Here is a 25,047-nt window from a genome sequence, read left to right on the forward strand (position 1 = left end):
GTGAAGGACGGTCGACTGGTTTCGATCATGTGAGCAAGGTCACGGCTAACAATGTGCCATTACGTTAAGGTTTCGCCCTCGTTTGAATACAGGGAAGTGACCAATGAGTGAGACGTTTCCTCGGATTGATCACCACGGAGCGGTGCAGGGCGTCACCGGGTCGTGTCATCAGTTATGGCTGACCGAGCATGACAGCCTGTTGATCGACTGCGGCATGTTCCAGGGTGCGGAGCTATCCAACGCGGGGGCGGGCGCGGGCAAGCTGGAGATCGAGTTCGATCTCGCCAGTGTTCGTGCGCTGATCGCCACGCATGTACATATCGATCATGTGGGTCGACTGCCCTGGCTGATTGCCGCGGGATTCAAGGGGCCGGTGCATTGCACCGAGCCGTCCGCCATGCTCATGCCGGCCGTGCTTGAGGATGCGTTCATGCTTGGCGTCAAGCGTGATCGCGCTCTGGCCGAGCGCTTTCTGTCGCATGTGGAGCCGATGCTCAACGGCCACGCGTATCGCGAGTGGGTGCCGGTGATCGAGCGGGATGATCTGGTCTGCCGTGTGCGGTTTCGTCAGGCGGGGCATATTCTGGGTTCGGCCTGGGTAGAGGTGGATATTCGCTACCCGGCTTCGGGAGCGAAGCATCGCATCGTCTTCTCCGGCGATCTCGGCGCGCCCCATGCACCTTTGCTGCCGCCGCCCAAGCCTGCATGGCAGGCGGATGTCGTGGTGCTGGAGAGTACCTACGGCGATCGCCAGCACGAAGACCGACGTACCCGTCGCGATCGACTACAGAAGGCACTGGAGTCGGCGCTGTCCGATGGCGGTACGGTGCTTATTCCTGCGTTCAGCATTGGACGCACGCAGGAGTTGCTGTACGAAATCGAAGCGATCATCTCCACCGCGAAAAAGCGCAAGAAGCGCGGCCCCGGCAAGGCGCTGGACTGGGAGAATCTGCCGATCATTCTCGATGCGCCGCTGGCTACACGCTTTACCACGCTATACCGCGAACTCAAACCCTGGTGGGACAAGGAGGCGCTGCGTCGTGTACGCGAAGGGCACAAGCCGCTGGGGTTCGAGCAGCTGCTGACGGTGGACTCGCATGACAAGCACATGGCGATGGTCAACCGCCTGGCGCAGACCCGGCAGCCGGCAGTGGTGATTACCAGTAATGGCATGTGCAGCGCCGGGCGGATCGTCAATTACCTCAAGGCGATGCTGCACGATCCGCGGCATAACGTGCTCTTCGTCGGCTATCAGGCGCGCGGTACCCCGGGGCGGGATATTCAGGAGCACGGGCCTCGGGGTGGCTGGGTGGAGCTCGATGGCGAACGGTATGACATTCGAGCGGGTATCGAGACGCTTGGTGGTTATTCCGCACACGCTGATCAGAAAGGGTTGGTGCGGTTCGTCACCGGTATGCGGCACTGGCCAAAGCAGGTGCGTCTGGTGCATGGCGATGACGGCGCAAAGCAGCGGTTGGGCGGCTTGTTGAGGGATGCCGCGCGGAGGAAGGGGCATGACATGGAGGTGGTGATTCCGGAGCATTGAGAGGTGATCGGAATTATTGTTCGCGGATTTCTCCGTTTCGTCTTTCCGTAGGAGCGGGCATGACCGCGAAGGGGGTTGGTTTCTGTTGATGGTCGCTGGCCCTGTTCGCGCTCATGCCTCGGCGGCCCCTCACCTCTACAGACGGGACGCCTGGGGCGGGGCGCCGTTCGTCGGATCAAGGAAGCGACCGATTTTTCCTGAAGCAGGGATGAAGCGGGTTCTGCCAAATGGCCCGCCTGAAATGACAGTCAAAACGTCAAAATCCCATTGTTTTGCCATCATGCTCCGCTTATATTGGCGGCTCTCTGGCGCGAACTGGTTCACGTTTTTTCTCTGCCCTTGGAGATCGGGCGCCCGTCGCCCCGCGCTAAAAATGATGCCTGGACGCATCGTTGTTAAAGAGTTTTTCAAGGAGGCGGACAGGATGTCTGGCAAGGAAAGCAACGCTCCCCAGTGGTACCTCATTCAGTGCAAGCCCCGCCAGGACGCTCGCGCCGAAGAACATCTGCGTAATCAGAATTTCCCCTGTTACCGTCCGGTCCATCCTGTCGAAGCCATCCGCCGCGGCAAGCGTGTCATGCTGGACGAATCGCTGTTCCCCGGATACTTGTTCATCAATCTATGTCAGCACACCGACAGCTGGCACAGCATCCGCTCGACACGCGGCGTTGCGCGGCTGGTGACGTTCTGCGACCGGCCGGTGGCCGTTCCCGGCGAGATCATTGTCGACATCCGTCAGCGGCTAGCCGTCCATCAGGCGCAGCCGCTATTCGCCTCGGGCAGTGCGGTCGTCGTGTCCGATGGGCCGTTCCGCGATATCCAGGCCATCTTTCAGAAGGCAGACGGCGAGGAGCGGGCAATCATCCTGCTGAGCATCCTTCAGCGTCAGCAATCGATCAGTGTGCCGATGAGGATGTTGCGGGCTGGCTAAGCACCAACGGCGTGCACGGGTTAGTATTGGGCCGATTGTTTTGAACGGACCTTACATGACTGTTTATCTTACCGGGGCATCGGGCTTCATCGGGTCTCGATTGCTGGCGACGTTACATGCGCAGGGGCGGGACGTAGTGACTATCGCCAGGGAGCGCCGCGACAGGCCCCTATCAAGCAAGCAAGTGAACCTTGACGATCTCGCTTCCGCTGGTTTCGTAGCGGGTGGTCGGCGGGTGCTGGTGCATTGCGCCGGTCGCGCGCACGTGATGAACGAAACCGCTGTTGATCCGTTGGCCGCCTTCCGCCGGGCTAACGTCGAACTCACCGTGCGACTGGCTCGGATGGCGGCGGCGGCAGGCGTGGACCGCTTCGTCTATCTCAGCTCTATAAAGGTCAATGGCGAAGCGACGTTGCCTGGGCATCCCTTTACTGCGTTCGACGAACCCCATCCTCTGGATGCCTATGGGCAATCGAAATGGGAAGCCGAAGAGGCATTAAAGGAGTTGGCGGCCGATACAGGAATGGAGATCGTGATCATCCGCCCCGTCCTGGTCTACGGGCCGGGTATACGCGGCAACATTCGCAGCATGGTGGCTTGGATTCAGCGCGGTCTGCCATTGCCGCTGGCGGCGGTAGACAACACACGAAGCTTGCTTGGATTGGATAATCTTGTCGACCTGGTCATTACCTGCCTGGATCACCCCGCCGCAGCCAACAACACTTTTCTCGCCGCTGATAGCGAAGATATCTCCACTCCTGAGCTTGTCCGCCGCATCGCGAAGGCAGTTGGCCGCGACGCCAGGCTGTTTCCGGTGCCCGTCGCATGGATGGAGTCGGGTGCAAGCATGGTGGGTAAAAAGGACCGGGTACAAAAGCTCTGCGGATCTTTACGGGCAGACATAACCCATACCTGCCAGACGCTCGGTTGGCGGCCGCCTGTTTCGCTGGATGATGGGTTGCGGTTGATGACGGGGCGGAGCCTATGACGCCGATATCGCTACTTGTCATGATGACTCTGATGTTGCTCTGTAGCGCGGCCGGCACCTGGCTGCTGCGCCGCTATGCGTTGGCTCGCAAGTTGATGGACGTGCCCAACGCACGCAGTTCGCACAGCGTGGCGACGCCCAGAGGCGGCGGCCTGGCATTCATAGTCATATACAGCGCTGCGCTGCTCTGGCTGGGCGCGAGCGGCTATGAATCCTGGGAGTCGCTGGTTGGATTGCTGGGGGCGGGATTGATGCTCGCAGTGGTTGGTTTCATGGACGACCATGGTCATATTGCTGCGCGTTGGCGGTTGCTGGTACATCTTGCTGCGGCCGCCTGGTTGCTGGCGTGGCTAGGCGTCCCGATGCTGACCCTGGGAACGTTAGACATCGAGCCGGGCTGGTGGAGCTATGTAGTGTTCGGCCTCGCGTTGGTCTGGTTGCTAAACCTGTTCAACTTCATGGACGGGATCGATGGGATCGCCGGTACCGAGGCGATCACCGTGTGCCTGGGCGGAGTACTTTGTTACTGGCTGATTGGTCAGCCGCTGCTGGGCTTGCCTGCGCTGCTGCTGGCCTTTGCGGTGCTGGGATTCCTGTTCTTCAACTGGCCGCCGGCGAAGATCTTCATGGGCGACGCGGGCAGCGGCTTCCTCGGCATCTTGCTCGGCGGGTTGGCAGTGCAGGCCGCTCTGGTACATCCGGCCTTGTTGTGGTCTTGGGTCATTCTGCTTGGCGTGTTCGTCACTGATGCAACCATTACCCTATTTCGACGTCTCATGCGCCGAACCCGGATCTACGAAGCGCATCGCAGTCATGCGTATCAACGTGCAACCCGACGCCACGGAGGTCATCTGCCTGTGACGCTGTCGGTGTTGTTGCTCAATGTGTTCTGGCTGCTGCCTCTGGCGTGTCTTGTAGCGCTTGGATATGCCGCAGGGCTCATTATCGCTGTGGTCGCTTACGTGCCGCTGATGCTCGTAGCCTGGGCGTATGGAGCGGGTCTCTCGGATGACGAAACCAGTTTCGTCTAGGGTCCGCTCTGCGGCAAAAGATTGACGCCAATCTAGAACTTTTGGCGGGTCTTGGTTGTACGGGGGTGTGCCGCGCGGCTACTATTCGCCTCGAATAAATTCCAGGCCTAAGCTTGAGCTGTTTCGCTCGCAGTTTTGGAGCTCCAGTTTGCTTAGCATCGAACGAAGAGAGGTGTACATGAAGGGCATCGTATTGGCCGGCGGCTCCGGCACTCGCTTGTATCCCATCACCAAGGGCGTTTCCAAGCAACTGGTACCCTTGTACGACAAGCCGATGGTCTACTACCCCATTTCGGTGCTCATGCTTGCAGGCATACGTGACATTCTTATTATCACCACCCCCGAAGATCAAGCCAGCTTTCAGCGGCTGTTGGGTGATGGCTCCGAAATGGGCGTTCGTTTCGAGTATGTAGTACAGCCCTCTCCGGATGGTCTGGCGCAGGCGTTTATCCTGGGCGAGGAATTCATCGGCGACGACAACGTCTGCCTCGTGCTCGGCGACAACATCTATTACGGTCACGGCTTGGCAGAAACGCTGGCCAGCGCGGTCTCCAATGCAAACGATGAGAACCGGGCCACCGTCTTTGGTTACCGCGTGCATGATCCGGAGCGATATGGCGTAGCCGAATTCGATGCGAATGGCGTCGTGGTCAGCCTTGAAGAAAAGCCCAAGGTACCGAAGTCCAACTACGCCGTGACTGGGCTGTATTTTTACCCGAACGACGTTGTAGGCAAGGCAAAGGAAGTCAAGCCATCGGATCGCGGTGAGCTCGAAATCACCACTTTGAACCAGATGTACCTTGAAGAGGGCCGGCTTAAAGTTGAGCTCCTCGGCCGTGGTTACGCCTGGCTGGACACTGGTACGCACGAGAGTCTGCTGGAAGCGTCCCAGTTCATCGAAATCATCGAAAAACGTCAGGGCTTGAAGGTCGCGTGTCTCGAGGAAATTGCCTTCGAGATGGGTTATATCGATAAAGACCAGTTGCTGGCGCTGGCCAAACCTCTGGCGAAGAATCAGTACGGCCAGTATCTGATTCAGCGCGCCGAAGAAGGGGCCTTTCGGTGAAGTTCATTCCGCAGTCGATTCCTGACGTAGTTCTGTGCCAGCCAAAGGTGCACGGCGACCACCGAGGCTATTTCACCGAGACGTTTCGTCAGGATCTGTTCGAAGAAGCCGTCGGACATAAGGTCGACTTTGTGCAGGACAACGAATCCAGCTCTACTCGCGGCGTTTTGCGGGGCTTGCACTTTCAGCTGGCGCCGCATGCGCAAAGCAAGCTTGTGCGTGTGATCAAGGGTGCCGTTCTGGATGTGGCGGTGGATATCCGCAAGGGCAGTCCTACATTCGGTCAGCATGTCGTGGCGGAGCTCACCGAAGAGAACAAGCATCAGTTATTCGTTCCACGTGGTTTTGCCCATGGCTTCGTGGTGCTGAGTGAGCAGGCGATATTCGCCTACAAGGTTGATAATTACTATTCTCCGGAATGTGATCGCGGCCTGGCCTGGGACGATCCGGCCATCGGCATCGACTGGCACATCGCGACGGAGCAGGTGTTGTTGTCCGAAAAGGATACCCGCCAGCCAAAGCTCGCCGAGCTGAAAGAGACCTTCGATTACGGTGTGGACTACTATGCCTAAGACGGTTTTAGTCACGGGCGCGACCGGTCAGCTTGGCCGCAGCATCCAGTCGATTGCGCAAGCGCATCCTGAACTTGAATTCACCTTCGTTGATCGCTCGATGATGGACCTGGCTGACCCCGCGTCCATAGCCGCGCGCCTGGAGATGAACCGGTACGACTTCATCGTCAACTGCGCCGCGCATACTGCTGTGGACAAGGCAGAAAGCGAACCCGAACTGGCAGACCGCATCAATCATCTTGCGGTCAAACAACTCGCTGAAACCGCGAAGGAGCAGGGCGCTTTTCTGATCCACGTGAGCACCGACTATGTTTTCGATGGCTGCCACTACAAGCCCTACGAAGAAGATCATCCGACCGATCCGGTAAACCGTTACGGCGCAACCAAGTTGCTGGGTGAGCGCGCCATGCAGCAATCGGGTGTGTCCGGTGCGATCATCCGCACCAGTTGGGTCTACTCCGAGTTCGGTAGCAACTTCGTCAAGACCATGCTTCGCCTCGGGGCCGAGCGTGACCTGCTTACCGTCATCAGCGACCAGGTCGGCACGCCCACCTACGCTGCTGATCTGGCGCAGGCGATCGTTACGATGATCGAGCAGCGCGTGGCCAGCGCCGATCAGACTGGTTGCGAAGTCTTCCATTTCAGCAATGAAGGTGCGTGCAGCTGGTACGACTTCGCGGTCGAGATCTTTGACCTGATGGATATGGATTGCCAGGTCAAACCGATACCCGCGACTGAATACCCGACTCCCGCCAAACGACCGCATTTCAGCCTGCTGAGCAAGCAGCGCATCAAGGCGCAGCTAGGTACTGGCATTCCGCACTGGAAGCATTCGCTGAAGCGGTGCTTGCAAAAGATCAAGGAACAAAACAATGGCTAGAATTCTGGTTACCGGCGGAGCTGGTTTCATCGGCTCGGCTGTCGTCAGGCATCTGATCGACAACACAGAGCATGAAGTGGTAAACCTCGACAAGCTCACCTATGCAGGCAACCTCGAATCGCTGGCGTCCGTAAGCGAGGACTCCCGGTATCGCTTCGAGCAGGTCGACATCTGCGACCAGGCTGAGGTGAAGCGTGTATTCGAGCAGCACCAGCCGGACCTGGTCATGCATCTGGCAGCTGAGTCCCATGTTGATCGTTCGATCGACGGCCCTGGCGAATTCATCCAGACCAACCTGATCGGCACCTATGTTCTGCTGGAGCAGGCGCGCGCTTACTACCAGTCGCTCAGCGAAGACCGCAAGGCTGCGTTCCGCTTTCACCACATCTCTACCGATGAAGTATATGGTGATCTGCCGCACCCCGAAGAGCAGGAAGGCGAGCTGCCGCTGTTCACCGAAAAGACGCCTTACGCACCCAGTTCGCCGTACTCGGCCAGCAAGGCCGGATCGGATCATCTGGTACGTGCCTGGCATCGCACCTACGGCTTGCCCATCGTCCTGACCAATTGCTCGAACAATTATGGCCCGTACCATTTCCCCGAGAAACTGGTGCCGTTGATGATCCTCAACGCCATCGAAGGCAAGCCGCTGCCGGTCTACGGCAAGGGAAATCAGATTCGTGACTGGTTGTTTGTGGAAGACCACGCGCGCGCATTGGTTCTGGTCGCCACCACCGGGAAAATCGGCGAGACTTATAACATCGGCGGCCACAACGAAAAGCAGAACATCGAGGTGGTGCATACCATCTGCGAACTTCTGGACGAGATGCATCCCCGCGCGAAGGGCAGCTACAAGGATCTGATAACGACCGTGAAGGACCGCCCTGGCCATGATATGCGCTACGCGATCGACGCTAGCAAGATCAAACGCGAGCTTGGCTGGTCGCCGGAAGAGACCTTCGAAAGCGGCATCCGCAAGACGGTCGGTTGGTATCTCGATAACCAGCAATGGTGCCAGCGGGTACAGGATGGGAGTTATCAGCGTCAGAGATTGGGAGCGGGAAGCTGAATGCAGCGCTTCGACATTTCGCCGGTTCGCCTAGCGAAAGACATCTGGATACACCGTGGCCTGATATTCAACCTGTCGAAACGAGAAATCGTCGGAAGATACCGCGGCTCGTTCATCGGTATTTTCTGGTCGTTCCTGACACCGCTGCTGATGCTCGTGGTGTTCACCTTCGTCTTCGGTGAGATCTTCCAGGCCCGCTGGGGCGCGCGGGGCGGGGGCGGCGGGCAGGGGTCCCTGGACTTTGCCGTCGCGTTGTTCGCGGGTCTGCTGATCTTCAACTTTTTTTCTGAGTGCATCAGCAAGGCACCCGGTCTCGTTACCAGTAGCGCCAACTATGTGAAAAAGGTGGTATTTCCGCTGGAGATACTGACTCCGGTCACGTTGATTGCAGCCCTGTTTCACTTGCTGGCCGGTTATTCCATATTGTTCCTGCTGATGTTGTTTTCCAGCTGGGAGTTTTCCTGGCACACGTTGTTGTTGCCGGTTGTCTTCGCCCCGTTTCTGGTATTGATTCTGGGACTTACCTGGGGTCTTTCCGCGCTGGGGGTCTACCTGCGCGATGTCGGCCAGCTGATCGCTCCAATCCTTACGGCGATGATGTTTCTGAGTCCGATCTTCTATCCGCTGTCCAGCGTGCACGAAAAGTATCTCTGGATTTACCAGATCAATCCGCTGACGTTTATCATCGAGCAGACACGTGCAGTGCTGCTGGAATCGCAGATCCCAAACTGGAACGGCTACCTGTTGTACAGCGCAGTGAGTGTCGTGGTCGCCTTCGCGGGCTTTGCGATGTTCCAGAAGACGCGCAAGGGGTTCGCCGATGTGCTCTGATGTCGCGATTCAGGTAACCGGTCTCAGCAAGTGCTACCAGATCTATGACACGCCGCAGAGTCGTCTAAAGCAGATGCTCATGCGCAGCCGGAAGAAGTACTACCGCGAGTTCTGGGCGCTGCGGGACGTCAGCTTCGAACTACGCCGGGGCGAGACGGTGGGGATTATCGGACGCAATGGCAGCGGCAAATCAACATTGTTGCAGATGGTCTGCGGAACGCTGAACCCGACCGCCGGCGAAATCCGCACCAATGGCAAGATTGCAGCGCTGCTCGAGCTCGGCAGCGGCTTCAACCCAGAGTTTACCGGCCGCGAAAACGTGTATATGTCCGCTTCGATCTATGGGTTGAACCGGAGTCAGGTGGACGAACGATTCGACAAGATCGCCGAGTTCGCCGACATTGGCGACCATATGGACCAGCCAGTCCGCAATTACTCCAGCGGGATGTACGTCAGGCTGGCGTTCGCTGTCATCGCCCATGTCGACGCGGATATTCTGGTGATTGACGAGGCCCTTGCGGTTGGTGATGCGGTCTTCACGCAGAAGTGCATGCGCTTCATTCGGCGGTTCAAGGAAACCGGTACGCTCCTCTTCGTCAGCCACGACATCAATTCCGTGCTTAGCCTGTGTAATCGGGCCGTGTGGCTGCACGCAGGGGAGCTGCGTGAGACCGGAAAAGCCAAGGACATCGCCGAGAACTACCTGCAGTACACCTTCCAGGAAGTCTATGGTTCGACGGCAGACCTGGAAACCATCCGCAAGGATGACGCCGACGAGGAACAAACGGCTCCGGTCTCGGATGACCCCAGCTCGTGCCTGGATTACTCAGCGACCTTTGACGTAAGCGATAATCTGGACGCTGCCAATGGCTGGAAAAGCGGGGCGGGAGAAATTACAGCCGTCGAACTGGTCAACCTTAGCGGTCAGACCGAGGGCGTATTTCAGGGCGGGGAAAAGGTCGAGATGACCATCCGCGCCGTGGCGCATAGCGACCTGAAGCAGCCCATTCTCGGTTTCCTGGTCAGGGATCGGCTCGGTCAGGATCTGTTTGGTGAGAACACGCTCCCATTCACGGACGTGCTCCCGATTCCGGTCTCTGCGGGAGAAGCCTTCGAAGCTCGCTATACGTTTCGGCTACCTATGTTGCCGAATGGTCAGTATCTCGTGATGGCTTCGCTGGCTGACGGCGATCTCGTCGACAATGTTCAGCATCACTGGCTGCACGATGCGATGGTGATCAATGTTTCGTCGAGCAAAGTCCGGTGGGGGCTCGTCGGGGTACCATTCGAAAAAGTCATTTTGAAGAAGAATTCATGAAAGCATTGCCGGAACTGTACGAGCAGCACAAGGGAAAAGTCTCTGACAAGTGGTCACTGTACTTGAAAGAGTACGATGAGCTGTTGAGCCCGTATCGCGACAGGTCGGTCAACCTGCTGGAGATCGGCATTCAGAACGGCGGATCGCTGGAAATCTGGAGTCAGTACTTCCCCAAGGCGATCCGGCTGGTTGGTTGTGACATCAATCCCAACTGCGCCCAGCTCGAATACGAGGATGCGCGCATCGCGGTGGTGGTAGGGGATGCCAATTCGGACGAGTCAGAATCGGCAATCCTGTCGCACGCAAAGAAGTTCGACATCATCATCGACGATGGGTCTCATACTTCCGGTGACATAGTTCGCTCCTTCGCTCGCTATTTTCCGTACCTGAAGCCAGGTGGAATATTGCTCGCTGAAGACTTGCACTGCAGTTACTGGCAAGGCTATCAGGGCGGACTCTACAATCCGTTTTCGTCGATCACCTTCTTCAAACGGCTTGGTGATGTCGTGAATTTCGAGCACTGGGGAAGGCCGGGTTCCCGGTCAACGGTACTGGCCGGGTTCGCGGAGCATTACGGCGTCACGTTCTCCGAAGAGGCCCTTGCCGCGGTTCATTCAGTGCAATTCGTCAATTCCCTTTGCGTGGTAAAAAAAGCGCCTGCGCCAGAGAATGTGCTGGGCGAGCGGCTCATCGTAGGGGAGACGGAGCCGGTTCTGCCGCTGCGTGAAACGCTCTCGGCTTCCCCTGCCAGCACTCCGGATCAAAGCGAAAACCCCTGGACAATGCTGGACCGTGCGCCAGATGAACAATTCGACACGCTGAAACAACAGCTCGCGCAGCGAGAAGCTCAACGGGCTGATCTCAGCAATCGCTTGGCAGAAGAATCCCAGCGGGTTTCAGCGCTCGACGAGCTTGTTCAGCATGACGCTCAGCAAATGCAGTCCCTGGGAGAGCAGCACAGTGCCGACCTGCGAAGAATTGAGGAGCTGAAGGGCCAGATACTTCAGCACCAGCAGCGTGCTGAAGAAATGGAGCGAATCGTCGCCCAGGTGTGGTCCTCCACCAGTTGGAAGGCGACCTCGCCACTGCGCATTGTCGGGACGCAGGCGAAGCATCTACGCACCCTCGGCGGCGGTGCCAGTCATCTCTTCAAGCATTACGGCGCTATCGGCTCGGTACGAAAGGTGTTGGAGGTCATGCGCACCGAAGGCGTTGCGGGCTTCAGGCATCGAGTCGAGCAACAGGTTGAACTCCAGGCTGAGAATGATTACGCCGAGTGGGTGCGCCTGTACGACAGCCTGAAAGACGAGGACCGCAAGCAGATTCGGCGAATCGTTGCTGAATGGGTAGATCCGCCGCTGATTTCGATCGTGGTGCCCACTTATAACCCTAGCGCTGCCTGGTTTACCGAAGCGGTCGACTCGGTGCGCAACCAGCTATACCCCAACTGGGAGCTCTGCATTGCGGATGATGCCTCGACTGACCCGGCAGTCAGGCCGCTGCTGGAGAAGATCGCCGCATCCGATTCCCGGATCAAGGTCGTGTTCCGCGAACAGAACGGACACATCTCGGCGGCCTCCAACAGCGCTCTCTCACTGGCGACCGGGCAGTGGGTCGCATTGCTGGATCACGACGATCTGTTGCCTGAGCACGCCCTGTATTGTGTCGCGAAGGCGATCATCGAGGATCCTTCCGTACGGATGATCTACTCCGACGAAGACAAGATGAATGAGAAAGGGCAGCGCTACAGCCCTTACTTCAAGTGCGACTGGAACCCGGATCTGTTCTACTCGCACAATATGTTTTCGCATCTGGGGGTGTACCAGAAGCAACTGCTCGACGAGATTGGCGGGTTCAGACTTGGGGTCGAAGGGTCTCAGGATTATGACCTTGCGCTTCGCTGTATCGAGCGTATCGATGCCAGAGCTATCCATCACATCCCGCGGGTGCTGTACCACTGGCGGGTGCATGCTGAAAGTACAGCCAGCGGTGCGGATGCCAAGCCCTACGCGATGCTCGCAGGCATGCGCGCCATCAACGAGCATTTCGAACGAACCGGAGTCAAGGGCAAGGTCGAGCTGGTCGGGCCGGGGTATCACGCTTCGTACGATCTGGAGCCTACGCCGCCGCTGGTTTCGCTCATCATTCCGACGCGTAACGGAGTCGAGCTTCTCCGGCAGTGCGTTTCGAGCATCCGCGAGAAGACCGACTACCCGAATTACGAGTTGATCATCATCGATAACGGTTCGGACGATCCCGCCACGCTGTCGTACCTGCGTTACATCGAGTCGCCGACAGTTCGAGTCATCCGCGATGACCGTCCGTTCAATTTCTCCGCGCTGAACAACGTAGGGGCGGCTGCAGCGTCGGGCGAGGTCCTCGGTCTGATCAATAACGACATCGAGGTTATTTCGCCGAGCTGGCTCCGCGAGATGGTGTCCCATGCGCTCCGGCCGGAGGTCGGTGCGGTTGGCGCGAAGCTTTCATATCCGAATGATCGTATTCAGCATGCTGGAGTGGTGCTGGGCATGGGTGGCGTCGCCGAACATGCTCACAAGCAACTGCCGCGGACGGCATACGGCTATTTCAGCCGCGCTAGCCTGATCAGCGGCTTTTCGGCGGTCACCGGCGCTTGTCTGATTGTGCGCAAGGCGCTCTACCAGGAACTGGGCGGGCTGAACGAAGAGCTCGCGGTCGCTTACAACGATATCGATTTCTGCCTCCGCCTCAAACAGGCCGGTTATCGCAATATCTTCCTGCCTTCCGCGGAGCTTTATCACCACGAGTCCGCGACCCGAGGGCCGGAAAGCGACCCGGCGAAGCTGGAGCGGCTTGCCAGGGAAGAGCAGTATATGTGGGAGCGCTGGGAAGCATGGCTGAAACACGACCCGGCCTACAGCCCCAACCTGACGCTCGAGCGCCAGGATTTCACCTTGGCCTGGCCGCCCCGGGTACGAGCCCTGTTCTGACCCATACGTAAGCCGGGCTGCGACGATTGGCGCTCGGCTTGAATATCTGGTGGTAGCTGTTCGGTGGCAGGAATGATGGTTGCGAGCTCGGCTCAGCATGGGGTAGACGTCACGCCGATGGCTGTGATGGCGGTTATTGTGAGCTTCAATCCTGAAGCGTCTACATTCAGTCAGCTGCTGACGCAGTTGTCGGCGCAGGTGGAAAGGATTGTCGTAGTCGACAACGCCTCGACAGGCGACATCGCCAGTCTGGTCAGGGCGGTCCCGGAGGCTACGGTGGATCTGCTGCAGGCCACCCAGAACCTGGGTATAGCTGCGGCGCAAAATCTCGGGATCAGCAAGGCGTCGGAGTCCGGGTGCGATGCGATCATATTCTTCGACCAGGACAGCAGGATTCCGGACGGTGTGATAGCGCGCCTCAAAGCGCATTTGTGCGATCCGGCGGTTTCCATAGTCGCTCCGGTACATTTCGATGCAGAGCAGGGCTTTGGCTATCCGGTGGTGGACATCGCGCCTAACGGCACACGACGGAAGTGGCAGCCTGAAACGCTGTCCAGCCCCATTGATGTGTCTGTGGCGATTTCCTCGGGTACACTTGTCCGTCGTGGTGTTTTCGATCAGGTGGGTCTCATGGATGAGAGTCTGTTCATCGACTATGTCGATACCGAATGGTGCTTGCGTTGCGTGCAAAAAGGTTACTTTGTCCGCGTTGAGCCTGCCGCCCGCCTTGAGCATTCTCTGGGCCTTCGCTCCGCCTCGCTAGGCCGGTTCCGCATCCCTATCCATCGTCCCGAACGTCGGTATTATCGGATTCGAAACGCGCTTCTGCTGGTGCGCTATCCCCATGTTCCTTTGCTGATGGCGCTCCGTGAGGTGATCTTTGGTTTCGTACATACGTGCGTGATCGTGCTCTTGGTTCGCCATCGCCAGGACTACCTGCGTTTTTATGTGAAAGGGGTTGTCGACGGGGTCCGTGGTCGCTCCGGACCTTGCTCGCAGCGGAGTTCACGTTGACAGCGTGGCCCGAAGCCCGAGTCGCCGTTCTCCTGGCCGCGCATCAGGGTCGAATATGGCTGCCTGACCAGATCCAGTCGATCCTGGACCAGATCGGGGTTAGCGTCACGATCCTGATAAGTGTGGATCAGTCCACCGATGGTACCGAGGCATACGTCGACCACGCGGCGTTACAGCATTCCAATATCCGTATCCTGCCGCATGGGCTGAAATCCGGGACCGCCGCAGCCAATTTCTTCAGACTGATACGCGAACTTGATCCTGAAGGCTTCGACTACGTCGCATTCGCCGATCAGGATGATCTCTGGGATCAGGACAAGCTGGATCGGGCTATCGGTCAGCTTCGGCTACGGGGGGCGGATGGGTATTCAGGCAACGTCACTGCCTTTTGGCCGGATGGCCGCGAAAAGCTGATAAACAAGGCCCAGGCGCAGCGGCGCTGGGATTTCCTCTTCGAGGCCGCCGGTCCAGGCTGCACCTACGTCATGTCGCGGCACCTGTTCGAAGCGCTGCAGAGCTTCGTTTCGACTCGTACGGGAGCGCTTGGCTCGGTCTACCTGCACGACTGGTTCTGCTATGCGTTCGCTCGGGCCAACGGGTTTTCGTGGTGGATAGATCCCGAACCGAAGATGCAGTATCGCCAGCACCAGAACAACCTCGTGGGTGTGAACCAGGGCTGGAAAGCCAGAATGGGCAGGTTTCGCCACGTATCCAGCGGCTGGTGGCTCGATCAGGCGCGAACGATTGCACGCTTGCTGGGACTGGAAAGCTCCGCTTTCGTGCGCTCCTGGATCGATCCGAACAAGCGTAGCGGCTATCTGGTTCTGGTGTTGAATGCCCGTAATTGCAGACGCAAAGCGATCGACGCTTTCTTCATGAGTATGATGGTGCTCCTGCTGGCGATACATCCGCCGTCATACGAAACGGATTAGAATATTTGACCCAGACGAGCTTCTGGAGAAGGGCTCCGTTTGATGGAAGAAAGGATGCAGGTACTTGGACGAATCGACACTAGAGGTGATTGGCTCCCACGTCGCGGTTTAGTGGGGTCTTGTGGGAACTAACAACCCTCGCGAGGTTCAACATTGGTCAGATTGAGCCTTGAGTTTCGCCCCCTGGCGTCTAGTTTTGGCACTCATCAAGGCATGGAAATTCGCTCATCAATACATGGAGTTCATGTGAAGGTTACTAAAGCCGTTCTTCCCGTCGCAGGTCTTGGCACTCGCTTCCTACCGGCCAGCAAGGCTATCCCGAAGGAAATGGTCACCGTCGTCGACAAGCCTGTCATCCAGTACGTCGTCGAAGAAGCCCTCGCCGCAGGCATCAATGAAATCATCCTGGTTACCCACTCAAGCAAAAAAGCCATCGAAGACCACTTCGACGTGCATTACGAGCTCGAAGCCGAGCTCGATCGCCGTGGCAAGCACGAACTGCTGGAAGTCCTCCGTGCAACAGCGCCGTCCAACCTGAAGGTCACCGCAGTGCGTCAAGGCAAGGCGCTGGGCCTCGGTCATGCAGTCAACTGCGCACGCTCTGTGGTGGGTGACGAGCCGTTCGCAGTGATGCTGCCGGACGTACTGGTCGAACAGCAGGGCGCGAAAGTCGATCTTGGTATGATGACCGAGCGTTTCGAGCAGTCCGGACGCGCACAGATCATGGTGGAGCCGGTCCCCTATGACTTGGTCAGCCAGTATGGCGTCGTGGATGTATCCGGTGTGGATTTGCAGGCTGGCGAAGGCACCGCGATGCATCGCGTCGTGGAAAAGCCGCCGCGTGAAGAGGCGCCGTCCAATCTGTCGATCGTTGGCCGCTATGTCCTGCCGGCACGTATCTTCGAATTGCTGGATGAAACACAGCCCGGCGCAGGCAACGAAATCCAGTTGACCGATGCCATTGCTGCGCTGATGAAAGAGCAAGGGGCAGATGCCTTCCGTATTGCCGGCCGCTCGTACGACTGTGGCAGCAAACTCGGTTACCTTGAAGCGACAGTCGCTTATGGCGTCAAACATCCCAAACTCGGTGAGGGATTTCGGGACATTCTAAAGCAATACACCTGAGGGTCGCGCATGTTCATCGATGTGTATGGAGACACGTTGTGCGCTTTGGTGAGTGCCGCTGCCCTGGCCTCTACCGGACATAACGTAACAATGCGGGTCCCCAAGGGGCCTGCGGCAACCACCCTGGCCAGGGGCGGCTGCCCGTTTCGCGAGCCGGGTCTGGCCGAAATGATAGCCGAGCAGACCACCGCGGGACGCTTCAAGCTGGCCCGCGTCGATGAGCCGGTTGACGACAAGACCTCTGTCGTCTGGCTCGCGCTTTCCCCCAATGACATCGATATCGCCTACGAGGCGATCGCGGCGTTGCCATCGGGGCCTGAGCGCAGCTGGTTGCTGATCAACCAGTCCACTTTTCAGGTCGGCACCACCGAGGCGTTACAGAAAGCCCTGCGCGAGCTTCCCGGAGCGGAGACCGCGCAGCGTGCAGCAGTCTCGGTCCCTGATCTGCTAACTGAAGGATCTGGGTTGCAGAGCTTCACCCAGGCGTTGCAATGGCTGGTCGGTTGCGACTCGGACTGGGCACAACGTATGACCGCCGAAATCCTTCGGCCCTTCAACCGCCGCGTTGATCGCATGATGTTCATGCTCCCGCGTGAGGCGGAATTCACCAAGCTGGCGATCACCGGGATGCTGGCGACCCGCCTCAGTTTCATGAACGACATGGCGAATCTGGCCGACATGCTCGACGTGGATATCGAGCGGGTTCGCCGCGGCATGGGGGCAGACAAACGGATCGGTGAAGGTTATCTCTATCCTGGCTGTGGCTTTGGCGGGCTGAGTTTTTCTCGTGACGTCATGAGCCTCGCTTCGACTCTCCAGCTGAGTGGTATCCAGGCGCAATTGCTCGATCAGGTTCTGCGCATCAATGAGCGGCAGAAAGAATCCTTGTTCCGCAAACTCTGGCGCTACTACGGCACCGACCTGCGCGGGCGCAAGATCGCTATCTGGGGGGTGGCGTTCAAGCCGGAGACGGCACGAATCGACAATGCACCCGCACTTCGCTTGATCGAAGCCTTGTGGGCCCAGGGCGTGCAAGTCCATGTGCATGACCCTCGCGCGATGCCCGCACTGGCGGAATGGGCCGGCGGGGCACGCGAGGATCTGGTTTTGCACCAGGATCCGTACGCTGCGGTGGTCGACGTTGATGCGTTGATGCTGGTTACCGAGTGGAAAGCCTATTGGAGCCCCGACTTCACCCACGTCAAGGCCAGCATGAGACATCCATTGCTGCTTGACGGCCGAAATGTGTGGGACCCCGAATACATGAAACAAATCGGGTTTGAGTATTACGGAATCGGACGACGCTGATGACTGACGCCAAGAAACGCCAATGGGATGAGTTGCTCACGCATGGAGCGACGGCCAGCAAGCAGCATCTTGCCGATCTGTTCGCTGAGGACCCCGACCGGTTCACCAAGATGCACCGGCAGTTCGGACCGCTGATGTTCGATTTTTCCAAGCAGCGTGTAACCGAAGAAACCCTCAATCATCTGTTCGAGCTGGCGCGTACGCATGAGCTGAACGAATGGATCGCTCGTCTGTTCGCCGGTGAAAAAGTGAACGACACCGAAGGACGTGCGGCCATGCACTGGGCCTTGCGGCTTCCGCAGGACGCTATATGCGAGGTCGACGGCGAAAACGTCACCGCACAGGTGCATGAACAGCTTGCACGCATGGAGCGCATCGTAGAGAAGATCCAGGCCGGCCAATGGCGCGGTGCCACGGGTGAAGTCATCACCGACGTGATCAATATCGGCGTCGGCGGCTCCGACCTCGGGCCATTGATGGTGACAGAGGCCCTCGCGGATTTCTCCACCCGGACGCGCCATCGCCTGAATATTCACTTCGCTTCCACGATCGACGGCAGCCAGCTCTCACAGCTGTTGCGGGACAAGAAACCGCAGACCACGCTGTTCATCGTATCGTCAAAATCGTTCACCACCATCGACACGCTGACCAACGCTTCTACCGCATTGCAGTGGCTGCAGCGGTCCTTCGGTCGCCGGGCGAGCTCAAGCATCCTGCACTGTCACTTCGTCGGCGTTTCCGCCTCGCCGGACAAGATGACCGAGTGGGGCATCGCCGAAGAGAATCAGATCGGCTTCTGGGGATGGGTTGGTGGCCGCTATTCGATGTGGTCAGCGATTGGTCTGCCGATCGCACTCAAGATTGGCGTGCAGGGCTTCCGCGATTTCCTTGCGGGTGCTTATGACATGGATGAACACTTCAAGAATGCCCGCTGGGAAGACAACCTGCCGGTGCTGATGGCGATGCTTGGAGTGTGGAACACCAATGTGCTCGGCATCAATGGCCTGGCGATCCTGCCGTACGATGGCCGGCTCAAGCAGCTCCCTCTTTATCTCGAGCAGCTGGAGATGGAATCGAACGGCAAGAGCGTGACCCGAGAGGGCGAACCGGTGGAACGCGCGACCTGCCCGATCATCTGGGGCGACGTCGGACCGAATGCACAGCATGCGTTCTATCAGCTGTTGCATCAGGGCACCGAGGCCGTCACCTGTGACTTCATCGTGCCGGCGCGCCGGTATCACGAGTCGCTCCATCACGATGCGGCGGATGAGCTGATTGCCCAGCATCAGCTGGCATTGGCGAACTGTCTTGCTCAGTCGCGGTTGCTCGCGCTGGGCGATGCTGCGTTGAAGGATGCCGAGAACGAGCCCCTGTACAAGCGCTATCGCGGGAATCAGCCGAGTTCGACCTTGCTTCTCGACGAGCTTGATCCGTACAGCCTCGGCGCGTTGATCGCTCTCTACGAACACAAGGTATTCGTTCAGTCGGTGATCTGGGGCATCAACCCGTTTGATCAGTGGGGCGTGGAGATGGGCAAGAAGATCGCCATGACCACCCTTGGCAAGATCCGCGGGGAAGACAACGAGCTGGATGACACCGACGTCTCCACAGCCGGCCTGCTACGCCGGATTCGCGCAGAATGGAAATAATGGGAAACGACATGACACAGCTGACCTGTTTCAAGGCTTACGACATTCGGGGCCAGCTTGGCACCGAATTGAATGAAGACATTGCTTATCGCATCGCCCGTGCTTTCGCCAGATTCCTCAAGCCCCGGCGCATCGTACTGGGCGGAGATGTTCGTAAAACGTCTCCAGAGCTGAAAGCGGCTTTGGCAAACGGTCTGCGCGACGAAGGCGTGGACGTGCTCGACCTGGGGCTCGCCGGTACGGAAGAGGTGTATTTCGCTACTTTCCATCTTGAGGTGGATGGCGGCATCGAAGTGACTGCCTCGCACAACCCGATCGATTACAACGGCTTCAAGCTGGTGCGTGAAGGCTCTCGGCCTATATCCGCAGATACTGGCCTGGCTGATATTCGCCAAACGGCGGAAGAAATGAACATCGAGCTGCAGGACGGCCGCGATCCCTCAGTGCCTGACAGCGCTCGGGGACAATACGAACAGGTCGATACGCGGAAAGCCTTTGTCGAGCACCTGATGGGCTATATCGAGCCGGATAAATTCACTCCGCTCAAGCTCGTTGTCAACGCAGGAAACGGCGCCGCCGGCCCGGTGATCGATGCGATCGAGCAGGCGTTCAAGGACAAGCAGATCCCGGTCACCTTCATCAAGATCTGCCATGAGCCCGACGGCACCTTCCCGAACGGCATTCCCAACCCCATTCTGATCGAAAACCGAGAAACCACCAGCAAGGCGGTACTCGAACACGGCGCGGACATGGGTATCGCCTGGGATGGTGACTTCGATCGTTGCTTCCTGTTCGACGAACAGGGTCGCTTCATTGAAGGTTATTACATCGTAGGCTTGCTGGCAGAGGCATTCCTGAAAAAAGAGCCGGGCGCCGCGATCATCCACGACCCACGGCTCGTCTGGAATACGGTTGAGCAGGTCGAAGAGAACGGTGGCCGGGCGGTACAGACCAAGGCGGGCCACGCCTTCATCAAGGAACGCATGCGCAAGGAAGACGCAGCTTACGGCGGTGAAATGAGTGCGCATCACTATTTCCGCAATTTCGCCTATTGCGACAGCGGTATGATCCCATGGCTGCTGGTGGCTGAACTGCTGTGCCGCAAGGGAGGACCGATGTCGGAAATGGTCGGAGAGCGTATTGCCGCTTATCCGTCTTCTGGTGAAATTAATCTGAAGGTCAATGATGCACCCGCGGTGCTCAAGTCCATCGAGCAGCAGTATGCCAAGGATGCGCTCGACGTCGACTACACTGACGGCGTCAGCATCTGCTTTGCCGACTGGCGTTTCAACCTGCGTGCGTCTAATACGGAACCGGTGATACGTCTCAATGTAGAGAGCCGCGGCGACTTTGATCTGATGGAACGGGAGACTCAGCGGCTGCTGGAGGCCATCAAAGCCTTGTAAGGTGTGCGGATCAATTGAGACAATTTGGTGTCAGTACTGACGACGGAAGTTCTACGGCACTTTCCTGACACCATTTCTCTTACCTGCCCTGCAACTTGGGCGCGAAGGTGGACCATTGATTCGAGAGCGGTTAGCGAACCTCAGCTACAGCCAGAAGCGCAGCATCCAGATCGTCCTCGACGTGTTACTCCTCTGGCTGGCGCTATGGACCGCATTTTATCTCCGCCTTGGTACTGAGGAGGGTTGGCTTTGGCCAGAGCATGGGCAAGGTTGGATTTTCATCCTCGCTCCAATTCTCGCCATTCCTTTCTACATACGCCTGGGTATGTACCGTGCTGTCCTGCGGTATTTCGGCAATGACGCGCTCAAATGCATTGCCAAGGCGGTAACGCTCGGTTTCGTCGCGCTGGCCGCCACCATGTATATCCTGCGGGAAGTAGGTATGGAAGTCCTTCTCTCCCGCTCTGTTTTCTTCATGTATTGGTGCCTCAGCCTCTGCCTGCTAGGCGGTCTTCGCTTGGCGGTGCGGGAGTACTTTCTCGGCGACTGGTTCACTGCCGGTAATCCGTTCGAAAAAAGTCTGGTCGACCGCGATGTCGGCAGACCAGTGGCAATCTATGGCGCAGGCGGTGCGGGCAACGAGCTGGTTGCTTCGCTAAAGATCAGCCGCATGTACAAACCTGTTGCCTTCATAGATGAAAATCCATATTTGCACGGACGTACCGTGCAGGGGCTACCGGTATATTCGTCTGAACAGATCGGCGAGATGATCCAGGACACAGGAGTCAGAGATCTGTTTCTCGCAATTCCATCTGCTAGCCGTTCACGGCGTCGGGAGGTGCTCACAACATTGGAGCAATACCCGCTCCACGTGCGGAGCATGCCCGGTATCATGGATCTGGTGACGGGGAAGGTGAAGGTGGACGATCTGCAAGAGGTCGACATCGCCGATCTCCTCGGGCGCGATGCCGTGCCGCCGGATCCTTCGTTGTTCGCTCGTTGCATCACAGGCAAGACCGTGATGGTCACCGGGGCGGGCGGCTCCATCGGCAGCGAACTTTGCCGGCAGATCGTATCCTCGCTTCCTTCCCGCCTGGTCCTATTCGAACACAGCGAATATGCGCTGTATAAAATTCACGCCGAGCTCAAACACTGGCTCGGCAACCGTTTAGGCAACGTGGTCATCGTGCCTATCCTTGGGTCCATCCGCAACGAAGCGCGGCTGGAGCAGGTTATCGAACGCTGGGAAGTCGAAACGATCTATCACGCGGCTGCGTATAAACATGTGCCGATCGTGGAACATAACGTGTCCGAAGGGGTGATGAACAACGTATTCGGTACTCTCAACGTGGCGCAGGCAGCGATTCGCTGCCAAGTGGAGAGCGTTGTGCTTGTCTCGACCGACAAGGCGGTTCGACCTACGAATGTAATGGGCTCGACTAAGCGTCTCGCGGAGATGGTTCTCCAAGCTCTGAATACCGAGCAGGCTCCGCGATTGTGGGGCAAAAGCTCATCAGTCAACCACCTCAATCGCACACGTTTCGAGATGGTGCGGTTCGGGAACGTCCTGGATTCGTCAGGTTCTGTCATCCCCCTGTTCCGTGAACAAATTCAACAGGGCGGCCCGGTCACCGTCACGCATCCGGACATCACTCGCTATTTCATGACCATTCCCGAGGCCGCGCAGCTCGTAATTCAAGCGGGTGCCATGGGGCAGGGTGGGGATGTATTCGTACTGGACATGGGTGAACCCGTCCGCATTCTGGATCTTGCTCGCAAGATGGTATTGCTCTCCGGGCTCAGCGTTCGAGACGAAAGCAGTCCCAAAGGTGATATTGAAATCGTGTTTACTGGTCTGCGGCCCGGTGAAAAGCTCTACGAAGAGCTGTTGATCGGTGATAATCCCGAGCCGACGATTCACTCCAAGATCCGGCGAGCGAATGAGGCGCATCTCTCTTGGGACCGGCTTCTAGGCGTGCTTGACGAGCTTGAATCGGCTGTACGGCAGGAAGACCCTCAGCGAGTGCGGGAAATGCTTCTTGCCACGGTCCAGGGTTACACCCCCGGCGTCGACATCGTAGACCTGCTCTACGACGAGCGTTTTCGCAAGGACGGAGCGTGATCGCTGGCCGTGCGAGCCCCCGTGCTGAGATCTATCTGGACTAACCTATCTCCTGTGTGTCTGGTCTCGCAGTGAAGAGCGCGGCTATACTCCCCGGCGGTCAGGAGGGTATCGCGCTTCTGGTTATTGCCGGCGTGCTTGGTTGTCCTCGATTCAAACTTGGTTGGAGAGCGAGCCGGCAAATGCCTGCGGCAAGCTGAACTAAAAAATTACTGAATACGGAAGACGCTGATGGTGGTTGGACGAGGTCTGCTTGCAACTGCTTTTGCGTTGGAGCTCGGAGAGCGAGACGACCTGATCGTCTTTGCATCGGGGGCGGCCAATTCAAAGGGGCGCGATGCGGAAGCTTTTCTTCGTGAACGACGGATGCTCGAAGAGTGTACGCGCCAGGGCCGCCGGCTCGTGTATTTCGGCACCTGCAGCGTCCATGATCCTGAACTGCATGATTCGCCATATACACAACACAAGTTGCGCATGGAGGAACTGGCGAAGCAGTCTGCCCGCTATGCGATTTTCAGACTCCCCCAGGTTGTAGGTCCTACGCAGAATCAACACACGCTGACGAATTACGTTCGGACGATGATCATGTCGGGCCAGCCATTCACTGTCTGGCGTGGCGCCCGAAGGAACATCATCGACGTGACGGACGTAGCTCGCATCGCTCATGTGATGCTCGATGACGCCCCTGCGGACAGTTGTTTCACCGTAAACATCGCCAATCCCCGTTCGATTGCGGTGACCGAACTGGTACACACCTTCGAAACCGTCCTCGGTAAGAAAGGTACATACACCGTGGTCGAAGGGGGCGGAGCTTACGAGATCGACACTTCAAGATCCTCCGAGGCAGCCGTGCGTGCCGGGATCAACTTCGATACACACTACGTTGAAAATGTTCTGAGGAAGTATTATGGCAAGTGAGCCGCCGCGCGAGGTGTCGATAGTCATCCCGGTGTATGGGAGCGAAAAGATCCTGGCTGAGCTGGTAAGACAGGTCGATGAGGTGATGACCGAGAAGGGCCGGCATTACGAAATCATTTTCGTATGCGACCAGTCACCCGACCAAAGCTGGAATGTGATCACCCGGCTTGCTCAGGAATACGAGACTGTGCGAGGCATCCTGTTACGGATGAACGCAGGTCAACACAATGCGCTGATGGCGGGACTTGCTCAGGCTCAAGGTGAAATCATCGTAACGATGGATGACGATCTGCAGCATGCACCCCGGGATATCCCCTCTCTGGTCGAACAGGTCGAGAACGGTTTCGATGTCGCTTACGGCCGCTTCACTTCCCGTAAGCATCCGCTCTGGAAGATCGTAGGTAGCCGCATCAACAATCTGGTTGCCGGCTATCTCATGCACAAGCCGATGGATCTATACCTCTCTCCGTTTCGAGCGTTCAAGGCGGTCATTCGTGACGAGGTGCTCCGTTACCAGGGTCCTTATGTCTACGTGGATGGGCTGATCCTGACGGTGACCCGCAACATCGCCCAGGTTGATGTGGCACATCAGGAGCGGCACGCGGGGGATAGCCGATATGGCTTGGCCAAGTCACTTTCGCTCTGGATGAAAATGGCGACCAACTTTTCCATCGTCCCGTTGCGAATAACGTCGTTCCTGGGGCTGGTTTTTGCTGGCGTCGGTTTTCTTCTTGCGCTTGTACTCATCATCCAGAAATTCACCTTGGATCTCATGCCGATCGGCTGGTCGTCGCTGATCGTTACCGTGCTCATCATAGGTGGAGTACAGCTTTTGGCGGTCGGAATGGTGGGAGAGTATCTCGGCCGAGCACTGTTGACGCTGAATGCCAGACCGCAATACGTCGTGGCTCAGCGCGTCGGCGGTGATGGCGCTGATCCAGGCGCGGTAGAGCAGGAGCAGAAGTCTGCATGATTCGATTTGCGCTGTATTGTTTTTGCGGTGGCATCGGCGTCTTGAGCGATCTTTCCCTCTACTATGTGCTGTTGGCGTTCGGCGTTCCCTATCAGGCTGCCAACGCCGCCGGTTACATGATGGGCACCCTGATCAGTTTTATTCTCAACCGACGGATAACCTTTGGCGTCCGCGATCAGCTGCTGCGACGGCTAGCCATGTTCTTCGGCGTTGCCGGGGTGGGCTATCTTGCCTCCGCGCTGATGCTGTGGGTAATGATCGACCGCTTTCACATTGACGCGGCTCTGGCCAAGATCCTTACCCTGCCAGTCGTCGTCATCATCCAATTTTCCTTGAATCGTTTGCTCACGTTTCGTCAGAACCGGACGGGCGTAGACGCAAGCGAATCGATTTGAACAA

The 25,047-nt window shown here is 57.8% G+C and carries 21 protein-coding genes; all 21 read left to right on the forward strand.

What is annotated here, in order from left to right; genetic code table 11:
• The first annotated feature begins 103 nt into the window (after positions 1 to 103).
• The 21 genes from BLT85_RS03580 (at position 104) to BLT85_RS03680 (ending at position 25,043) form a co-directional block, all read left to right on the forward strand.
• Positions 104 to 1,546 (forward strand): MBL fold metallo-hydrolase, encoded by a 1,443-nt coding sequence (locus BLT85_RS03580; protein WP_093391862.1) that lies wholly within the window; start codon positions 104 to 106, stop codon positions 1,544 to 1,546.
• Positions 1,547 to 1,970: 424 nt separating this feature from the next.
• Positions 1,971 to 2,477 (forward strand): transcription/translation regulatory transformer protein RfaH, encoded by a 507-nt coding sequence (gene rfaH, locus BLT85_RS03585; RefSeq protein ID WP_093391863.1) that lies wholly within the window; start codon positions 1,971 to 1,973, stop codon positions 2,475 to 2,477.
• Between the two features lie 55 nt (positions 2,478 to 2,532).
• Entirely contained in the window at positions 2,533 to 3,465 is a 933-nt protein-coding gene (locus BLT85_RS03590; protein ID WP_093391864.1) for a UDP-glucose 4-epimerase family protein, read from the forward strand.
• Entirely contained in the window at positions 3,462 to 4,496 is a 1,035-nt protein-coding gene (locus tag BLT85_RS03595) for an MraY family glycosyltransferase (protein WP_172829806.1), read from the forward strand. The genes BLT85_RS03590 and BLT85_RS03595 overlap by 4 nt, the downstream gene beginning before the upstream one ends.
• A 178-nt stretch (positions 4,497 to 4,674) precedes the next feature.
• The gene (gene rfbA, locus BLT85_RS03600) at positions 4,675 to 5,562 is read left to right on the forward strand and encodes a glucose-1-phosphate thymidylyltransferase RfbA (RefSeq protein WP_093391865.1); all 888 of its coding nucleotides are present in this window, start codon (positions 4,675 to 4,677) and stop codon (positions 5,560 to 5,562) included.
• On the forward strand, positions 5,559 to 6,134 hold the full coding sequence (gene rfbC / locus BLT85_RS03605) for a dTDP-4-dehydrorhamnose 3,5-epimerase (RefSeq protein WP_093391866.1): 576 nt from the start codon (positions 5,559 to 5,561) through the stop codon (positions 6,132 to 6,134). The genes rfbA and rfbC overlap by 4 nt, the downstream gene beginning before the upstream one ends.
• Positions 6,127 to 7,014: a dTDP-4-dehydrorhamnose reductase gene (gene rfbD / locus BLT85_RS03610; protein WP_093391867.1), complete on the forward strand. Its 888-nt coding sequence runs from the start codon at positions 6,127 to 6,129 to the stop codon at positions 7,012 to 7,014. Before rfbC ends, rfbD begins: the two co-directional genes overlap by 8 nt.
• Complete coding sequence (gene rfbB / locus BLT85_RS03615) at positions 7,007 to 8,083, forward strand: dTDP-glucose 4,6-dehydratase (RefSeq protein WP_093391868.1); 1,077 nt, start codon at positions 7,007 to 7,009, stop codon at positions 8,081 to 8,083. The genes rfbD and rfbB overlap by 8 nt, the downstream gene beginning before the upstream one ends.
• The gene (locus tag BLT85_RS03620) at positions 8,084 to 8,914 is read left to right on the forward strand and encodes an ABC transporter permease (RefSeq protein WP_093391869.1); all 831 of its coding nucleotides are present in this window, start codon (positions 8,084 to 8,086) and stop codon (positions 8,912 to 8,914) included.
• Positions 8,904 to 10,232, forward strand: coding sequence for an ABC transporter ATP-binding protein (locus tag BLT85_RS03625; protein WP_093391870.1), 1,329 nt, complete (start codon positions 8,904 to 8,906; stop codon positions 10,230 to 10,232). Before BLT85_RS03620 ends, BLT85_RS03625 begins: the two co-directional genes overlap by 11 nt.
• Positions 10,229 to 13,201 carry a glycosyltransferase family 2 protein gene (locus BLT85_RS03630; protein WP_093391871.1) on the forward strand — a complete coding sequence of 991 codons (2,973 nt, stop codon included), beginning with the start codon at positions 10,229 to 10,231 and terminating at the stop codon, positions 13,199 to 13,201. The genes BLT85_RS03625 and BLT85_RS03630 overlap by 4 nt, the downstream gene beginning before the upstream one ends.
• A 117-nt stretch (positions 13,202 to 13,318) precedes the next feature.
• Positions 13,319 to 14,215, forward strand: a complete 897-nt coding sequence (locus BLT85_RS03635) for a glycosyltransferase family 2 protein (RefSeq protein ID WP_157718114.1) — start codon at positions 13,319 to 13,321, stop codon at positions 14,213 to 14,215.
• The gene (locus BLT85_RS03640) at positions 14,212 to 15,147 is read left to right on the forward strand and encodes a glycosyltransferase (protein WP_157718115.1); all 936 of its coding nucleotides are present in this window, start codon (positions 14,212 to 14,214) and stop codon (positions 15,145 to 15,147) included. The genes BLT85_RS03635 and BLT85_RS03640 overlap by 4 nt, the downstream gene beginning before the upstream one ends.
• Positions 15,148 to 15,393: 246 nt before the next feature.
• Entirely contained in the window at positions 15,394 to 16,272 is an 879-nt protein-coding gene (galU, locus tag BLT85_RS03645; protein WP_231701530.1) for a UTP--glucose-1-phosphate uridylyltransferase GalU, read from the forward strand.
• A 9-nt stretch (positions 16,273 to 16,281) separates the two neighbouring features.
• Positions 16,282 to 17,580, forward strand: a complete 1,299-nt coding sequence (locus BLT85_RS03650) for a UDP-glucose dehydrogenase family protein (RefSeq protein WP_093391875.1) — start codon at positions 16,282 to 16,284, stop codon at positions 17,578 to 17,580.
• Entirely contained in the window at positions 17,580 to 19,229 is a 1,650-nt protein-coding gene (gene pgi, locus BLT85_RS03655) for a glucose-6-phosphate isomerase (RefSeq protein WP_093391876.1), read from the forward strand. Before BLT85_RS03650 ends, pgi begins: the two co-directional genes overlap by 1 nt.
• A gap of 11 nt (positions 19,230 to 19,240) precedes the next feature.
• Positions 19,241 to 20,635: a phosphohexomutase domain-containing protein gene (locus tag BLT85_RS03660; protein ID WP_093397360.1), complete on the forward strand. Its 1,395-nt coding sequence runs from the start codon at positions 19,241 to 19,243 to the stop codon at positions 20,633 to 20,635.
• 115 nt (positions 20,636 to 20,750) lie between these two features.
• Complete coding sequence (locus tag BLT85_RS03665; RefSeq protein ID WP_093391877.1) at positions 20,751 to 22,757, forward strand: polysaccharide biosynthesis protein; 2,007 nt, start codon at positions 20,751 to 20,753, stop codon at positions 22,755 to 22,757.
• A gap of 231 nt (positions 22,758 to 22,988) precedes the next feature.
• Positions 22,989 to 23,675, forward strand: coding sequence for an NAD-dependent epimerase/dehydratase family protein (locus BLT85_RS03670; RefSeq protein WP_093391878.1), 687 nt, complete (start codon positions 22,989 to 22,991; stop codon positions 23,673 to 23,675).
• Positions 23,665 to 24,648: a glycosyltransferase family 2 protein gene (locus BLT85_RS03675; protein WP_093391879.1), complete on the forward strand. Its 984-nt coding sequence runs from the start codon at positions 23,665 to 23,667 to the stop codon at positions 24,646 to 24,648. The genes BLT85_RS03670 and BLT85_RS03675 overlap by 11 nt, the downstream gene beginning before the upstream one ends.
• Positions 24,645 to 25,043, forward strand: a complete 399-nt coding sequence (locus BLT85_RS03680) for a GtrA family protein (RefSeq protein WP_093391880.1) — start codon at positions 24,645 to 24,647, stop codon at positions 25,041 to 25,043. Before BLT85_RS03675 ends, BLT85_RS03680 begins: the two co-directional genes overlap by 4 nt.
• Positions 25,044 to 25,047: the final 4 nt, after the last annotated feature.

Source organism: Halopseudomonas xinjiangensis (assembly GCF_900104945.1).
Taxonomy (GTDB): domain Bacteria; phylum Pseudomonadota; class Gammaproteobacteria; order Pseudomonadales; family Pseudomonadaceae; genus Halopseudomonas; species Halopseudomonas xinjiangensis.

What these genes read in the sequence shown, in the direction of transcription:
- BLT85_RS03580 (WP_093391862.1), top strand. Translation starts at nt 104, where the DNA reads ATGAGTGAGACGTTTCCTCGGATTGATCACCACGGAGCGGTGCAGGGC.
- rfaH (WP_093391863.1), top strand. Translation starts at nt 1,971, where the DNA reads ATGTCTGGCAAGGAAAGCAACGCTCCCCAGTGGTACCTCATTCAGTGC.
- BLT85_RS03590 (WP_093391864.1), top strand. Translation starts at nt 2,533, where the DNA reads ATGACTGTTTATCTTACCGGGGCATCGGGCTTCATCGGGTCTCGATTG.
- BLT85_RS03595 (WP_172829806.1), top strand. Translation starts at nt 3,462, where the DNA reads ATGACGCCGATATCGCTACTTGTCATGATGACTCTGATGTTGCTCTGT.
- rfbA (WP_093391865.1), top strand. Translation starts at nt 4,675, where the DNA reads ATGAAGGGCATCGTATTGGCCGGCGGCTCCGGCACTCGCTTGTATCCC.
- rfbD (WP_093391867.1), top strand. Translation starts at nt 6,127, where the DNA reads ATGCCTAAGACGGTTTTAGTCACGGGCGCGACCGGTCAGCTTGGCCGC.
- rfbB (WP_093391868.1), top strand. Translation starts at nt 7,007, where the DNA reads ATGGCTAGAATTCTGGTTACCGGCGGAGCTGGTTTCATCGGCTCGGCT.
- BLT85_RS03620 (WP_093391869.1), top strand. Translation starts at nt 8,084, where the DNA reads ATGCAGCGCTTCGACATTTCGCCGGTTCGCCTAGCGAAAGACATCTGG.
- BLT85_RS03625 (WP_093391870.1), top strand. Translation starts at nt 8,904, where the DNA reads ATGTGCTCTGATGTCGCGATTCAGGTAACCGGTCTCAGCAAGTGCTAC.
- BLT85_RS03630 (WP_093391871.1), top strand. Translation starts at nt 10,229, where the DNA reads ATGAAAGCATTGCCGGAACTGTACGAGCAGCACAAGGGAAAAGTCTCT.
- BLT85_RS03635 (WP_157718114.1), top strand. Translation starts at nt 13,319, where the DNA reads ATGGCTGTGATGGCGGTTATTGTGAGCTTCAATCCTGAAGCGTCTACA.
- BLT85_RS03650 (WP_093391875.1), top strand. Translation starts at nt 16,282, where the DNA reads ATGTTCATCGATGTGTATGGAGACACGTTGTGCGCTTTGGTGAGTGCC.
- pgi (WP_093391876.1), top strand. Translation starts at nt 17,580, where the DNA reads ATGACTGACGCCAAGAAACGCCAATGGGATGAGTTGCTCACGCATGGA.
- BLT85_RS03660 (WP_093397360.1), top strand. Translation starts at nt 19,241, where the DNA reads ATGACACAGCTGACCTGTTTCAAGGCTTACGACATTCGGGGCCAGCTT.
- BLT85_RS03670 (WP_093391878.1), top strand. Translation starts at nt 22,989, where the DNA reads ATGGTGGTTGGACGAGGTCTGCTTGCAACTGCTTTTGCGTTGGAGCTC.
- BLT85_RS03675 (WP_093391879.1), top strand. Translation starts at nt 23,665, where the DNA reads ATGGCAAGTGAGCCGCCGCGCGAGGTGTCGATAGTCATCCCGGTGTAT.
- BLT85_RS03680 (WP_093391880.1), top strand. Translation starts at nt 24,645, where the DNA reads ATGATTCGATTTGCGCTGTATTGTTTTTGCGGTGGCATCGGCGTCTTG.